Origin of the sequence: Clostridium sp. cel8 (assembly GCF_014050525.1) — a bacterium.
Lineage (GTDB): Bacteria > Bacillota > Clostridia > Clostridiales > Clostridiaceae > Clostridium_B.
On sequence record NZ_JACGAG010000002.1, the window covers coordinates 94,862 to 109,400 of the forward strand.

General features: G+C 28.6%; 14 protein-coding genes and 3 riboswitches. Of the genes, 3 read left to right on the forward strand and 11 right to left on the reverse strand.

Going from position 1 to position 14,539, the window contains the following annotated elements; all coding sequences use genetic code 11:
• Positions 1 to 142: 142 nt before the first annotated feature.
• The 5 genes from H2684_RS02600 to H2684_RS02620 all read right to left on the reverse strand — a co-directional run bounded on the left by H2684_RS02600 (position 143) and on the right by H2684_RS02620 (position 4,317).
• Positions 143 to 691, reverse strand: coding sequence for a QueT transporter family protein (locus H2684_RS02600; protein WP_182087803.1), 549 nt, complete (start codon positions 689 to 691; stop codon positions 143 to 145).
• On the reverse strand, positions 684 to 1,421 hold the full coding sequence (locus H2684_RS02605; protein ID WP_182087804.1) for a hypothetical protein: 738 nt from the start codon (positions 1,419 to 1,421) through the stop codon (positions 684 to 686). Before H2684_RS02605 ends, H2684_RS02600 begins: the two co-directional genes overlap by 8 nt.
• 318 nt (positions 1,422 to 1,739) lie before the next feature.
• Positions 1,740 to 2,537: a histidinol-phosphatase HisJ family protein gene (locus H2684_RS02610; protein WP_182087805.1), complete on the reverse strand. Its 798-nt coding sequence runs from the start codon at positions 2,535 to 2,537 to the stop codon at positions 1,740 to 1,742.
• Between the two features lie 151 nt (positions 2,538 to 2,688).
• A complete protein-coding gene (locus H2684_RS02615) occupies positions 2,689 to 3,819 on the reverse strand; it encodes a glycerate kinase (RefSeq protein WP_182087806.1) in 1,131 nt (376 codons plus the stop codon).
• Between the two features lie 123 nt (positions 3,820 to 3,942).
• Positions 3,943 to 4,317, reverse strand: a complete 375-nt coding sequence (locus tag H2684_RS02620) for a glycosyl hydrolase-related protein (RefSeq protein ID WP_182087807.1) — start codon at positions 4,315 to 4,317, stop codon at positions 3,943 to 3,945.
• 291 nt (positions 4,318 to 4,608) lie between these two features.
• Here H2684_RS02620 and H2684_RS02625 point away from each other — a divergent pair, with 291 nt between their 5' ends.
• Positions 4,609 to 4,800 (forward strand): alpha/beta-type small acid-soluble spore protein, encoded by a 192-nt coding sequence (locus H2684_RS02625; protein ID WP_182087808.1) that lies wholly within the window; start codon positions 4,609 to 4,611, stop codon positions 4,798 to 4,800.
• A gap of 57 nt (positions 4,801 to 4,857) precedes the next feature.
• Here H2684_RS02625 and H2684_RS02630 read toward each other — a convergent pair whose 3' ends face one another.
• Together H2684_RS02630 and H2684_RS02635 are read right to left on the reverse strand one after the other, a co-directional pair.
• Positions 4,858 to 5,331 (reverse strand): C-GCAxxG-C-C family protein, encoded by a 474-nt coding sequence (locus H2684_RS02630; protein WP_182088045.1) that lies wholly within the window; start codon positions 5,329 to 5,331, stop codon positions 4,858 to 4,860.
• Between the two features lie 25 nt (positions 5,332 to 5,356).
• Complete coding sequence (locus H2684_RS02635) at positions 5,357 to 6,721, reverse strand: sodium:alanine symporter family protein (RefSeq protein ID WP_182087809.1); 1,365 nt, start codon at positions 6,719 to 6,721, stop codon at positions 5,357 to 5,359.
• Positions 6,722 to 6,819: 98 nt separating this feature from the next.
• A riboswitch (glycine riboswitch) is annotated at positions 6,820 to 6,889 on the reverse strand.
• A 3-nt stretch (positions 6,890 to 6,892) separates the two neighbouring features.
• A riboswitch (glycine riboswitch) is annotated at positions 6,893 to 6,968 on the reverse strand.
• A gap of 195 nt (positions 6,969 to 7,163) precedes the next feature.
• Positions 7,164 to 7,265: riboswitch (purine riboswitch) on the forward strand.
• Positions 7,266 to 7,396: 131 nt separating this feature from the next.
• On the opposite strand from H2684_RS02635, the gene H2684_RS02640 reads away from it, so the two are divergent.
• Positions 7,397 to 7,969, forward strand: a complete 573-nt coding sequence (locus H2684_RS02640; RefSeq protein ID WP_182087810.1) for a xanthine phosphoribosyltransferase — start codon at positions 7,397 to 7,399, stop codon at positions 7,967 to 7,969.
• A gap of 86 nt (positions 7,970 to 8,055) precedes the next feature.
• Here H2684_RS02640 and H2684_RS02645 read toward each other — a convergent pair whose 3' ends face one another.
• The 3 genes from H2684_RS02645 to H2684_RS02655 all read right to left on the reverse strand — a co-directional run bounded on the left by H2684_RS02645 (position 8,056) and on the right by H2684_RS02655 (position 12,163).
• Complete coding sequence (locus H2684_RS02645) at positions 8,056 to 8,340, reverse strand: DUF503 domain-containing protein (RefSeq protein ID WP_182087811.1); 285 nt, start codon at positions 8,338 to 8,340, stop codon at positions 8,056 to 8,058.
• A 17-nt stretch (positions 8,341 to 8,357) separates the two neighbouring features.
• Positions 8,358 to 11,417 carry an insulinase family protein gene (locus H2684_RS02650; protein WP_182087812.1) on the reverse strand — a complete coding sequence of 1,020 codons (3,060 nt, stop codon included), beginning with the start codon at positions 11,415 to 11,417 and terminating at the stop codon, positions 8,358 to 8,360.
• Positions 11,418 to 11,557: 140 nt separating this feature from the next.
• On the reverse strand, positions 11,558 to 12,163 hold the full coding sequence (locus H2684_RS02655; protein WP_182087813.1) for a TraR/DksA C4-type zinc finger protein: 606 nt from the start codon (positions 12,161 to 12,163) through the stop codon (positions 11,558 to 11,560).
• A gap of 322 nt (positions 12,164 to 12,485) precedes the next feature.
• Here H2684_RS02655 and H2684_RS02660 point away from each other — a divergent pair, with 322 nt between their 5' ends.
• Positions 12,486 to 13,247 (forward strand): CAP domain-containing protein, encoded by a 762-nt coding sequence (locus H2684_RS02660; protein WP_182087814.1) that lies wholly within the window; start codon positions 12,486 to 12,488, stop codon positions 13,245 to 13,247.
• Positions 13,248 to 13,307: 60 nt separating this feature from the next.
• Here H2684_RS02660 and dinB read toward each other — a convergent pair whose 3' ends face one another.
• The gene (gene dinB / locus H2684_RS02665) at positions 13,308 to 14,510 is read right to left on the reverse strand and encodes a DNA polymerase IV (RefSeq protein ID WP_182087815.1); all 1,203 of its coding nucleotides are present in this window, start codon (positions 14,508 to 14,510) and stop codon (positions 13,308 to 13,310) included.
• Positions 14,511 to 14,539 lie beyond the last annotated feature (29 nt).

A 14,539-nucleotide genomic window follows, 5' to 3' on the forward strand; every position in this document is an offset into this window, starting at 1 on the left:
ATTTTATAAAGTCATTTTAATATGTTGTGAAACCCTATTCTCATAGTAATGAAAACATTTATATAATTATATAATATAATAGGCACAGATTTATTTTCACACAAATCTATGCCTATCTATTTTAAATTAATATTTAAAAATATTATTTAACTATATTTTTTACATTTGCATTCTTTATATTTAGATTTTTCATCTTTAAGTTCTCAATTTTAGGATTATGAGATTTTATTTTTATTATATCCAAAAGCTCTGAGTTATGAAATATCTTCTTAAATACAAAATATCCTAAAATCATAACTGCCAATTCACCTACAAACTGAGTAAAAAATGTATAAAAAAATGGCAATTTATAAAGTATATGCAATTCCTCTGCTATTGCGGCAACTCCAATTACTGGCCATATTATTGAAATAGCCATATTCCTAGTTTTCCACATTAGATAAGTTGAAATAAGAGTTTGTAAACTTCCTACAAAAACATCTACTATACTAAAACTATAAAAGTTAGCTACAGCACAACCTAATGTTAATGAAATTATATAATATGGATCTATAAACGCCAATAAGTTAAGCATTTCGCTGAATCGCAACTCAATAGGACCCATATATGACATTTGTCCAAATGCAATTGTTGAAACTATATATATTGCTGCTACTAATGTTATCTTTACTAATTTATTAGTCTTAGTCATATATCTTACCTCCAACTCCATCTAAATCTGCTCCACATCTTGTATCTATATCGTCAAGTATTTCAACCCTATAATAATAAGTTGTCTGAAGTTTTTTAAAAAGCTCACTGTTATAGAACTGTTCTACAAGCTCATTATCTCTCTTTACTTTAGTAGTATTTTCACAAAATATATTTATTGTTACCCTTTCAAAATATTTTAATGCTAAAGTAACATCTTTTTCCAATCTATCCATGCTTTGACCTTTCATACCAAATAGCAAATTAACCCAATCAAATTTTTGAAAATCACAGGCTCTTCTATTTCCCATGCCTTTATTTAATACATTTTCTCTATAATTAATATCAAAACTCTCAGCTCCTACTATAAATTTTAATTCTATTGGTTTGAATTGTTCTTTAAAAAGGTCTATATCATCTTCATATCTTACATGGCTTTCCATAATCACTTGCTCTATGTTTTTATCTCTACATAATTTTAAAAGCTCAATCATTGTAATTGCATCTATTTCACTTGTACTTCCTGAATTAATAACTTGTAATACTTTATATTTTCCAGTAACTTTTTGAAGCACCTCATGATTTAGTTTTCGATTTCTAAATGCATTTGAATCACAATCTAGATGATAGTCACAGAATACGCATTTTTTCCAGGTACATCCACTTCCCCTTAAAAGTACCACCTCTCTTGGTAATCTTTTAGTAACTTGTCCATATCTTTTTAACTTCATTTCTTCCTCCTAAATAATTTACTTTTTAATTTGAAAATTTAAAATATTTTCATAAGAAGTATGGACCATCCTCATATATATAATTCAATTACAAACTTAAAAAAGGTAGAGATAATCTCCACCTTTAATTACAAAACAAGCTATATAAATATAGCTAAATCCTTAGTTTTGTTTATAGACAGGATGGTTACGAACTGTCTTATTCAATTTTACTTTTATTATTATATGCTATATACTATTTAAAATCAAGTATTTTAACTAATCTAAAAAATAAGTGTTTTAATATTGATATTTAACAATATTACAATAGTTAATCTTTTAAATTTCTATTCTTACAGGTAGTTTCTTTCTATTTTTATATCTATAAATATATTCAAATCCAATTTTTTTGAGCATTTTAACTACTGTAAGGAAATTATTCCCTATATTATCTAAATCGTGAGAATCTGATCCTATTGTTATTATTTTTCCTCCAATATTTTTATATAACTTAAGTACATCAATTGATGGATACAATTTTCCAACTTTATTTCTAAGTCCTGACGTATTAACCTCAATTCCAATATCTTTTTGTATAATTTTTTTAAGTATTTCTTCAATTATTTCTCTATAATCATCAAACTTATAGTCTCCATAAATATCATAAGCATATCTTTTCATTAAATCTAAATGACCTACGATATCAATATCTGAATTTTCAACCATTCTAAGTACTTCATCGAAATAATCTTTATATATACTTTTCTTATTCTTATTTTGCATATACAATCTTAATTTTAAACCATTTATATTATGAACAGATCCGATAATAAAATCCAAATCCATCATACTTAATTCATCTGATAGTTTTTTTCTTAAAATATGTGGTTCACCAATTTCTAACCCTTTTTTCACATCTAATTTACCAGAAAAAATCTCTCTTGCTTCTAATATTTCTTCACTATATTTATTATAATTTAAAAAGTTATAACTAACATCTCTAGAATCTACATTAAAATGTTCTGTAAAACATATTTCAGAAATTCCTTTTAATTCTGCTGATTTACACATCTGTATAATGCCAAATTTAGCATCAAATGAATTATTAGAATGGACATGGTAATCAATACGTTTCAAATTTATCAACTCACAATCTACTTTAAGATTTATTCACTACTCAGTTTATACTCAACACTTACCATTCATTTTTTTATATGCTTTCAAACTCTTCTGCAATATTTTATTAAAAAATTATCATGTTTATAATAGCATATTCATTTGAATTTTTCTACTTTAGTATCCTAGCAATATTTTCAGATACCTTAACAATTGAATTATATCCATCTTTAAGGGCTCTATCTAATGTTTTAACAGAATCCATTATACAAAACAAAGATGTTACACCTATATCATATAATTCACTAGCATCATCTGTTACTCTTCCTCCTAAAGCAATAAGCGGTATATTGTATTTTTTAGATATTTTAGCTACTCCAGATATAGTCTTTCCAAATTTAGTTTGAGCATCTATAGACCCTTCTCCTGTAAATATATAATCTGCATCTTTAGCTCTTTCTTCAAAATGAGTGTATTCAAGAACTATATCTATTCCCCTTAGAAGTTTTGCATTTAAAATCATAAATGCTGCTCCAAGACCACCTGCTGCTCCAGCTTTCTTTGTATTGTTTACATCTAATCCTGTAGCTTTTTTTACTAAATTACCATAATGTATTAAAGCTTTTTCTAAATTCTCTAACTGATCTGAGTTTCCACCCTTTTGAGCTCCAAATATTTTTGTTGCACCAAACTCACCAACAAGTGGATTTTCTACATCACAAGCAACTTTAATATTGCACTCTTTAATTCTTTCATCTAAATTTTCAAAGTTGATATATTTGAGATTTCTAAGTTCTATTCCACCAAATTTTATTTCATTATTATTAATATCCCTGCCACAAGCTCCTAAAGCTTGAAGCATTCCAAATCCCCCATCATTTGTAGCACTTCCACCAAGTCCTATTAGAAAATTCCTTGCACCTTTGTCTAATGCAGCTTTTATTAATTCTCCGACTCCATATGTAGTTGTAATTTCTGGATTTCTCTCATGTTTGGGTACAAGATCAATTCCACAAGCCTGGGAAACTTCTATTACAGCAAGATTATCTTTTTCTATATAACCATATTTGCCCTTAACTTTATAACCAAGAGGTCCTGTTATTTCCACTTCATTTATTTTGCCATTATTTGCTTGAGCTATAACTTCACTTGTTCCCTCTCCACCATCAGCCATGGGAATGAGTTCAAAATGGCAATTATTAATTATTTTAGACAATCCTTCTCTTATGGCTTCTGCCGCTTCTTTAGCAGTCAAACTCTCCTTAAAAGAATCTGGTGCAATTACAATTTTATTTATACTCATCTACATCCACTCCCAGTATGTAATATAAAATAATAATAGAAGACCATCTCAATTATAAGTTTTAATTATATTTTGAGCTGGCCTCCTTTTTTTAATTTTAATCTTTTATATATAGCCTAATCTTTAAACTTCTACATATAAATTTTTTACTACATTTTTATTTATATCTATTTTTATTTTATCGTTATTATACAAAATATCTTCAATTTTATTTTCATTTAAATTAGCCATATAAGCTTCTTTTATATTTTTATTTATACTAAACTCTGCTTTTTGACTTTCTTCAGTTCCATTAAAAAATCTTATTAATAATCCATTTTTTTCTTCACTCTTCTTTAAAGTACTTAATGTAACCCTCTTACTTTCTTCTTTTAAAAGGCTGTAACTATATGGAGTAGTAAAGTCCACCTCATTAAGTTTCATAGCATTATAAGGCATTTTATTATAGCTTACTATTGGAGTTAAGTATTCTTTTGCTACTCTAGTTAAATTATTCATTGAATCATCATTTTTGAAACTTACTTAAAAAGTCTTCTCTATTATTATTTATGTAATCAACTATTTGATCATCCATATCATTTAATTTATCTTCCTATATTAACTATATATTTTAGAGTATAATTGATATTAAAATAAATAACAAATAAAGCTAGTTTACTTGAAAAATACAGAAAATATATTAAAAAGAAATATTCCAATAAACCCTCCAATTACCTCACATAATTATTTTAAAAATACACAAACTTTAGTTGTAAGAAGTAAGTAATACTATAAAAAGGAGTGTTTACTATGTCATATAATAAACCAGTAGTTCCTGAAGCTAAAGAAAAATTAAATCAGTTCAAAATGGAATCAGCAAATGAAGTAGGTGTAAAGCTTAAAAATGGCTATAATGGAGATTTAACTGCAAGAGAAGCAGGATCTGTAGGTGGCCAGATGGTTAAAAAAATGATTCAAGCTTATGAACAGAACTTAAAGTAGAACATTAAAACTCCAGCTTAAAATTAGCTGGAGTTTTTGCAAACAAAATAACCTTAATCATTTATTTTCTATTTCTTCATTTTTTATAAATTCATATATAATTTCAGCTGCATCTTCAATTATATGTGCACATGGACGAGTCTTGTAATACTCTTTAGTTCTTTTATTTGGTACATAACTTTCTTTTTTATCACCTAATCCTAAAAGTTCTCTACATATTATAGTATCATTTTTTTCTTTAAATTTAGAAGCTAGCTCTTGAATAAGCCTATAATGTTCAGCCTTCTTTACATCATCTTTTGGATCTGTATACCCATACTTCAATCCAGCTACCATAAACATTCCAGTTACTGCTCCACAGACTTCGCGTAATCTTCCCATGCCTGCTCCAAAAGAAGATGATATCTTTAACCCTGTTTCAAAATCTATTCCAAGTTCTGTGCAGTAAGCTCCAAACACTGACTGAGAACAGTTATATCCTTGTTCAAACAGTGCTACAGCACGATTCTTAAATTCATCTTTTCCATTCATATCTGTATCCCTTCCAAGATTTATATTATGCAACTTTATCTCTTCTAATATTCTTAAAAAAATCTTTCGTTTCAGCAGCTATAACTCCACTTAATCCTATTAATGCAATAAGGTTTGGAATTGCCATACAAGCATTTACTATATCAGCAAGTGTCCATACCATATCAAGTTTTAAGTAAGCTCCTATAGCTACAAGCATTATAAATATAACCCTATACACCTTTATGGATTTTACACCAAATAGGTATTCACTGCATCTTTCACCATAGTAATTCCATCCAAGTATAGTTGTAAAAGCAAAAAATATAAGTCCTATTGTAACTATAAAGTTTCCAATCCAAGGCATAGGAATTCCTGTTGAAAAAGCATAATTTGTCATAGCTGCACCTTTATAACCCATTTTCCATGCACCTGTAGATACAAGTACAAGTCCTGTCATAGTACATACTATAATAGTATCAAAAAAAGTTCCTGTCATTGAAATAAGCCCCTGACGAACACAGGATTTAGTTTTAGCCGCTGCTGCTGCTATAGGGGCACTTCCAAGACCTGATTCATTTGAAAAAACTCCCCTTGCTATACCATTTTGAATAGCTTGTTTTACAGTAGATCCTAAAAATCCTCCTGCTGCCGCTACTGGCGTAAAAGCACTTTTTATTACTAGTGATATTGCTTGAGGAACTACAGATGCATTAGAAGCCAGTATGACTATACAACCTAATACATAAAATACAGCCATAAAAGGAACTACAAGTTCAGCAACTTTTGATATACTCTTTATTCCTCCTATAGTTACAAGTGCAACTAAAATTGTTATTATTGAAGATGTTACAACTATAGGCATATTATAGGCAACATGTGCAGCCTGAGTTATGGAATTTATCTGAGCAAAAGTTCCTATTCCAAAAAATGCAACTCCTATTCCAAAAAATGCAAATAGTTTAGCAAGCCACTTTATTCCAAGACCTTTTTCAATATAATACATTGGTCCACCGGACATTTGTCCATTTTTATCAGTAACTCTGTATTTAACAGCAAGAAGTCCTTCTGAATATTTAGTAGCCATTCCAAAGAAAGCTGCCATCCACATCCAGAAAAGTGCACCAGGTCCTCCTGCTTCAATTGCAGTTGCAACTCCTACAATGTTTCCTGTACCAATTGTAGCCGCAAGTGCTGTACATAATGCAGCAAAACTTGTAACATCTCCTTTGCCTGCACTATCATTTTTATCTTTTGAAAAAAGATATTTGAGTGCCAAAGGCAACTTAAATAATTGAATTAATCCAAGGCGTATAGTTAGATATATTCCGGTACCTACGAGCAGTACCAAAAGAGGTGGACCCCACATAAAAGCATCCACTTGACTTAATAGATTTGTAAATTGTTCCATTTTATCCCTCCATATAATAGTTTTTATTGGGACTAAATGGGATGAGATTAGCACAAAATCATGCTAATTGCGTAATTTTGTAATAAATATTGCTCATTCCCTGTCCTTTTACCTGAGAGTTTCACCTTACGGCTTTCTCCTTCGGTGCTCTTAAGAGTCTCTCCAGAGCTTCATCCAATAACGGTCTATTTACCTGAAAGCTTAACTTCTTCGGTGGATTTAAAAATCACTCTCCCGCTATCTTCATATGAACTTAAATTTCCATGATGTATATTCTAATATAAACTCGTAAATATTGCAATAGTCTAAAATCATCAAAAATAATATTTGCATATTTATCCGCTAATTTGCAAATTTTTAATATTTTTTTACTTTTCATCTCTAAAATTTACTGTTTTGTTTAATAAATTTCACTGATATGATATAATTCTATTTGTTATTTAAATTTTTATAGACAGAAACTCGTATATACTCGGTAATATGGTCCGAAAGTTTCTACCTGTCAACCTAAAATTGACAGACTACGAGGTAATATTTGAATTTTATGCTTTTAAATATACCTCACTTTTCTGTGGTATATTTTTTTATATATTTTTTGATAAATCTATAGGAAATTTTAAGTTATAACATAAATAGAATTTGAAAATAAAAAAGAAAATCAAGGAGTGTTAATTTATGGAACAGTTAAAGAAAAGAATTTTGGAAGAAGGAGAGGCTCTTAATGAATCCATATTAAAAGTAGATTCATTTTTAAATCATAAAGTAGATCCAAAATTAATGTTAGCTATAGGAGATAATTTTAAAAAATATTTCTCTGGAATAGGTGTTACAAAAATATTCACCATTGAAAGTTCAGGAATAGCTCCAGCAGTTATGACAGCATTAAAAATGGACTTGCCTATGGTAATATTAAAAAAGAAAAAATCAAAAATCTTAAAAGATGATGTATATCAAACTACAGTACATTCTTTCACAAAAGATTCAGATTATGAACTCACTTTGTCCCAAAAGTACATATGTCCTGAAGATAAAATCCTTATAATTGATGATTTTTTGGCTAATGGCGAAGCTGCACAAGGTGCTGCACGCTTAATTGAAAAAGCTGGAGCAAAAGTAGCTGGAATAGGTATTGTAATTGAAAAATCATTTCAACCCGGGAGAAATATATTAGAAAAAAAAGGTTATACAATTCGTTCCCTTGCAAGAATAAAGAAACTTACAAAAGGCAAAATTGAATTTTTAGATTAATTATTATTTTAAATTTAATATTTATTTAGGGGCTGATACATTAGAATATTTTTTATACTAACTACACAGTCCCATTTTATTATGAATTAATATACTGAAATTTCCTCAATATTAATTATTTCTGCATCAGTATTACAATCTATAAAATTTATTATATTTTCTTTAGTGGAATCCTTTTGCTTTGAGGTTCCCAATATGCCTGCAATTCCTATAACTATTATCTTATGAACATCTTGTTTATCTATCTCAGATACAGATATATTAAACTTGTTCCTAAGCCTTTTAACTACGCTTTTTACTATCATTCTCTTTTCCTTTAGAGAATGTACCCATGATGCTCTAAGTGTGATTCTCATAACTAATATTTTCATATGTTAACCTCATTTTTTTATTTTTCTAAATCTATAATACTCCTAAATAGACCTTTATTTTCTTGAATTTTCATCTCTGACCCTTCTACAAAATATACATTCTGTTTTAAAATTTCATCCATCATATTACCGTAATTTCTTATATCTTTAGCTGTAGTTGAAAGTGCCTCCTTTTCATGTTTAATAAGATCATCTACAGATGTATTAGTAAGATATAATAAGTCACAAATTGAACTTTTGGCAAGTTCTCCTGCCGTATTAAGATTTACAAAATTTTTTATAGCTCCTATAATATAATTATTCATTTCAGCATCAGTGGCCTTAAAATTTTTAAGATAATCTGCAGTACCTTGAAAAGTCTGTAAAGTTTCCTTTATATTTGGATCTCTCATTGATTTCATAACCACTAATCCATCTGGCAAAAAAGAACACGCTGCCCCATAGGCACCACCATTTGTTCTTATTGTATTCCACAAATATCCCATATTCAATACATTTTCAAGTACTAACATCTTTCCACTATAATTATATCCTAGCTTTTTAAAATTTCCTGCCTGCATTACTGTTTGAACTTTTGCAGTAGATGAGTAAGCTACATTCTTACTTGGCACATTAAATTTATATTTTTGTTTTATAAATGCATCAGAATTTAACTTACTCGATATACGTTTTAGCTCACTTTTAAAGGATAACTGAGAATTTACACTTCCACTACAACTTACTATAAGATCATTTTTGTTAAATACAAGTTTTGAAACATCTTTTAAATTTTTAGATATTTCTTCCCACTTTGAATCAAAACTATTATCTAATTCTTTCAAAAATTTATAATATGAAATTCCAGAAATTTTTTCTATATATCTTCCACTTTCACTCATGTAAGAGCTCAATCCCATAAGAGCCCCAGATCCAGATCCTAATGAAAACATACTCTCAAGCGCAGATTTATTTTGCTTTATAATCTGTCTTATCTTTCTTTTTTCATTAAATAGACTGTTATTTATAATTTCTTCGGTAAGATTCAATCCTTTCTCAACCTTATCTTCAAGTACAAGAAGAGATACTATTAATTTAGGTGAATATACATCTGAGTTTTTACTGTCTACTACAGAAGATGCATTAATTGAAAGATTTCCACCTATACCTTGTATCTCATTGGATAATTCCTTTGTGCTATACTTGTCAGTGTCTACATTTCCAAGTATAGATGATAGCAATGCAATATACTGTATCTTATCTTGTGGTACTTTTGATGTGTCAAAATACAAATTTATATTTGAAAATCCATTTAAATTTGCATTATGCCTAAGAAATTTTATTCCATTAACATTGTCAATTTTATAATTTATATCTGGTATTTCTGGATGAACATCTTCAAGTGAAAGTCTTGGCAGAGTATCTAGAGCTTCTTTTGAATCTTCTCTCTTTTGCCATGCATTAAAATTTGCTGTATCTTTTATAATTGCATTTATTCCTTCTTTTCCTATTTTATTTTTATATTCCTCTTGCATATTATTAATCTTTTCATTACTTCTCATTTCAATTTCTCTATCAGGTTTCATAATTACAATGGAATGATATTTATTGTTTACAAGACACTTGCCAACAATGTCTTTGAAATATTCACTTTTATCTAATTTACTTATCTTTTTTATTATATCCTGTGTATCAAAATACATTGTGGGATCCTTATCATATATCCATGTTAAAAGTGCCCTTTGAGATAACTCAATACCATTTCCTCCAATCATAGGTGACATGAGTTCTCTCAAGCGAATATTTGTTTCATATGACTTTAATGCAGAACTTATAAAATTTTTATCAAATCCATTATCATATATATTTTTTAAACAGTCAAAAACAGTCTTTTTAAAAATCTCTTTTGATGATTCATTGCAATTTATAGCATTAATTGAAAATACGGGTTGCATCCCATCCAACATAAATGTACAATTTACATCTTCTGCAATATCTGCATCTTTAATAGCCTTTTTAAGTGGAGCATCATCTGCACCCATTAAAAGATAGCTTAAAAATCCAAATGCAGTATTTATCTCTTTATCCCATACAGTTCCTGTTACAAAATTCAACGAAAAACAGGTTTTATTTTTACTATCTCTGTTTTCAGATACTGGATATGAAACAACCTTTTCAGGTACATTACTCAAAGGCTTTTGCAATTTTATAGATGTATCAACAGTAGTTTTAGTAAACTTTCCCAAATAATTTTCATCTATAAATTTAAGATATTTTCCTATGTCCAATTTTCCATATAGATATATATAGCTATTTGATGGTGTATAATTTTTTTTATATGTTTCAATGAACTTTTCTCTTGTAAGCTTTGGTATATCATCAGGATTTCCTCCACAATCCCAATTATGAGAAGTATCTGGAAAAAGTGATTGATTTATTGCATTGTACATTATCCAACTAGGATTTGAATAATCTCCCTTCATCTCATTGTACACAACTCCATTTATAGACAGTTTGGAATTTTTCGATGGCATATCATATCTCCAACCCTCTTGCTTAAATATATTAGGATCAGTTGTAAGTTTTGGGTAAAATACTGCATCTAAATACACGCTCATAAGATTTTTAAGATCCTGTTCATTTGTACTTGCTACTGGAAAAGTAGTATAATCACTACTTGTCATAGCATTTATAAATGTTCCAAGTGATCCTTTAACCATTTCTTTAAATGGCGATTTAAGAGGATACTTTCTAGATCCATCAAGAACTGAATGTTCAATAATGTGATTTACTCCTGTGTTGTCACGAGTTGGTGTACGAAAACTTATATCAAATACCCTTTGCGTATCATTGTTTTTAATATACATAAGTCTAGCACCAGTTTTTACATGAGTAAATTGCATTACATTTGAATTAAGTTGTTTAATATTTTTAGAAGACACAAGCTTAAATCCGTAATAAATTTTACCAACATTATTGTAACTCTTAATATCAATATTTGAAGCATAAACGGCATTATAATTTATCCAATCACTAGCTGGAGAAAGTATAATAAAAATTGCTAGTATAATTTCAGTTATTCTTTTTAAAAATGCTTTCATTGTAATATCCCCTATAGTTTATTTTTATATCTAATCAATATTTTTTCTAACTTAACTACTTTTTATACTCTTATATTTTTTATAATTTATTAATTACTAACATCTTTGCTAACTAAAATTATACTCTAAATTATATAAAATTAAGGTAGTTGATTTTTATACTGTGAATTGCTTATTTTTTCTATTGGTTCCACATATTCTTCACCTTCATCTACATATTCTTCAACTATATTTTTCCTTCTATTAAATTTTCCAACTGACTGGTAGCCATCTTCTATATCAAACTCTACTTGATTTTTATATACTCCATATCCTTTATTAAAAGTATCTCCAATTACATCTTCTTCAGGAGGTCTATTTTTTCTTTCCTCAGGTTTGAAATCGTCAATATGTTTTTGACATTCTACACAATACTCTGCATAGGGCATACACTTTAATCTTTCCACATCTATTTTTCTTCCACACATTTTACATATTCCATAGGTACCCTCATCTATACTTTTTAATGCTCTATCTACTTTTTCCAAAAGAATTATTTCATTTTTTTCAAAAGCCAGTCCCCTTTCTTTATCATATACACTGCTGGCATTGTCCGCAGGATGATTGTCGTAAGAAGACAGCTCTCCAAACATTTCTGAATTTGATTTTATAGTTTCATTCTTCTCCATTTGATTCAACAGATTATAAGCTTTATCTCTTTCTAACTCCAATTTATTTTTAAATTTTCTTAATAAATTATTATCCATTAATTACACCTCTCATTCATATTTGAATCTAAATATATTTTAACTAAAATCAATTAAATATATCCTTATTTTAATTTATAAATAATGGTTTCTTCAGCAATTATTGATATATTTTTATTCATATTTATATAAATATGAAATTATAATGTATATTTTCTATAATTTTCTGAATATTATATATTATATTTCCATTGCGTTCATAAAATAGATACAATCTATTCATATCTATAACCTATAATCTAAAATGAACTTTGAAAATACACAAATAATCATGTGAGAATTTACCTTTCTCAAAGAATAAAAATTTTAGGAGGATTTCCTTATGAACAAAAAAGTTAGATCAATAATTGCAGCATTAGTACTTTCAGGATCAATTTCAACTGTTGGGACTACTATTGCAGAGGCAGCTACAACCAACTGCCAAGCTTCAATCAATGAAAAAACTTCTTATAATTATATTTTAAGCAAATATTCTGAATTAGAAAATTTAATAACTAATATATTAAATAAAGTATCACCTAGTGATACTAATGCTAAAACATTAACAAATACTAGTACAACTTCTAATAACACAACTTCAACTACTACAACTAAAGCAGATGACCAAGCTAAACAAACTACAGAAACTACAACTCAGCCAGCTGCTTCAAATGAAAATTCATCTAAAAATGATGGACAATCTTCTTCAACTATAAGTGCAGAGGCAGCTGAAGTAGTTAGATTAGTTAATATTGAGAGAAGTAAAAATGGACTAGCTCCTTTAAAAGCTAATAGTGAACTTTCAAAAGTTGCAACCATAAAAGCACAAGATATGATTGATAAAAACTATTTTAGTCATACTTCACCTACTTACGGTTCTCCTTTTGACATGATGACAAAATTCGGCATAAGTTATACAACAGCAGGCGAAAATATTGCCTATGGTCAAAAAACACCTGCAGAGGTAATGGACGCTTGGATGAACTCGCAAGGACACAGAGCAAATATATTGAATTCTAATTTTACAGAAATTGGAGTTGGACTTGCTAAAGACAAAAATGGAACTCCATATTGGGTTCAAATGTTTATAAATCCTAGTAAATAATAAATTAAATATTTTACTATCCAGGAAATAAATTTATTTCCTGGATAGTTCTATTAAACTTTATTTTTTACTATTTTTATTTATTACTATTCCTCTATTTATTATTGAATTACCGTATTTTAAGCGTATTTTATCTATGGCATCCTCTATCCTCTTATATTTATAGAAACTATTTTCTTTATTTTCTACATTAATAATATCAAAAATAGATATCTGCTTAATCCTATCATTTTCAAAGCCAGTCAAACTTATTCCAAGCAATCTCACTGGCATATTTACATTCCAGACTTTTTTTAAAAGTTTCAGTCCTGCAGAATAAATATCTTTTACAAGACAAGTTGCCTTAATTGTTGTTTGTCTTGTTATACTATGAAAATTATAATATTTAATAGTTATTTGAACTTTACAGCCTCTCTTATTATGTTTTCTCGCACACATTCCAATTTCCTCTGAAAGTTGCATAAGTATAGGTTTTGCCATTTCAATATCAGAAATATCCTCTGGAAGAGTCATTGATTTCCCAATTGATTTTACATCGTCTTTAATGTGTAAAACTACTTGTGAATTATCAATTCCATTTGCAAGATTAAATATCTCTCCTCCAAACTTTCCAAATTTCTTCAAAAGAATAGTTTTATTAAAATTGGCAAGTTCTCCTATAGTTTTAATTTTCATTTTATTTAATTTAACAGCAGTCTTCTTTCCTATTCCATACATATATTCAACTGGAAGAGGCCATAACTTATTTGGAACATCTTTCTTAAATAATCTAGTTATTCCCGAAGGTTTTTTCATATCAGATGCCATTTTAGCAAGAAATTTATTTTCTGATATACCAATTGAACAGCTAAGTCCTAATTCATTTTTAATATCATACATTAAATGTCTTGCTGCTTGCATTGGATTTCCTATTAATCTTTCACAACCCGTCATGTCAAGCCATGCCTCATCAATGCTATTTTTCTCAATAACAGGGGTATAGCATGACATAATATCAAAAACCTGCTGTGATTTTTTTATGTAGAAATTATGATCTGGAGGTATAATTATTAAATCTGGGCAAAGTTTCAATGCCTTATTTATTGTCATAGTTGTTTTTATTCCAAAATTTCGTGCTTTATAATTTGCAGTTAGAATAATTCCACTGCGTTTTTGGGGATCACCTGCAACTGCAGCAGGTCTATTTATAATTTCAGGATGTCTTGTTTCCTCACAACTTATAAAAAATGCATCCATATCTACAAGGAAAATTGTTCTATCCATAAATTTCACACCTTTTTTAGTACTCACAT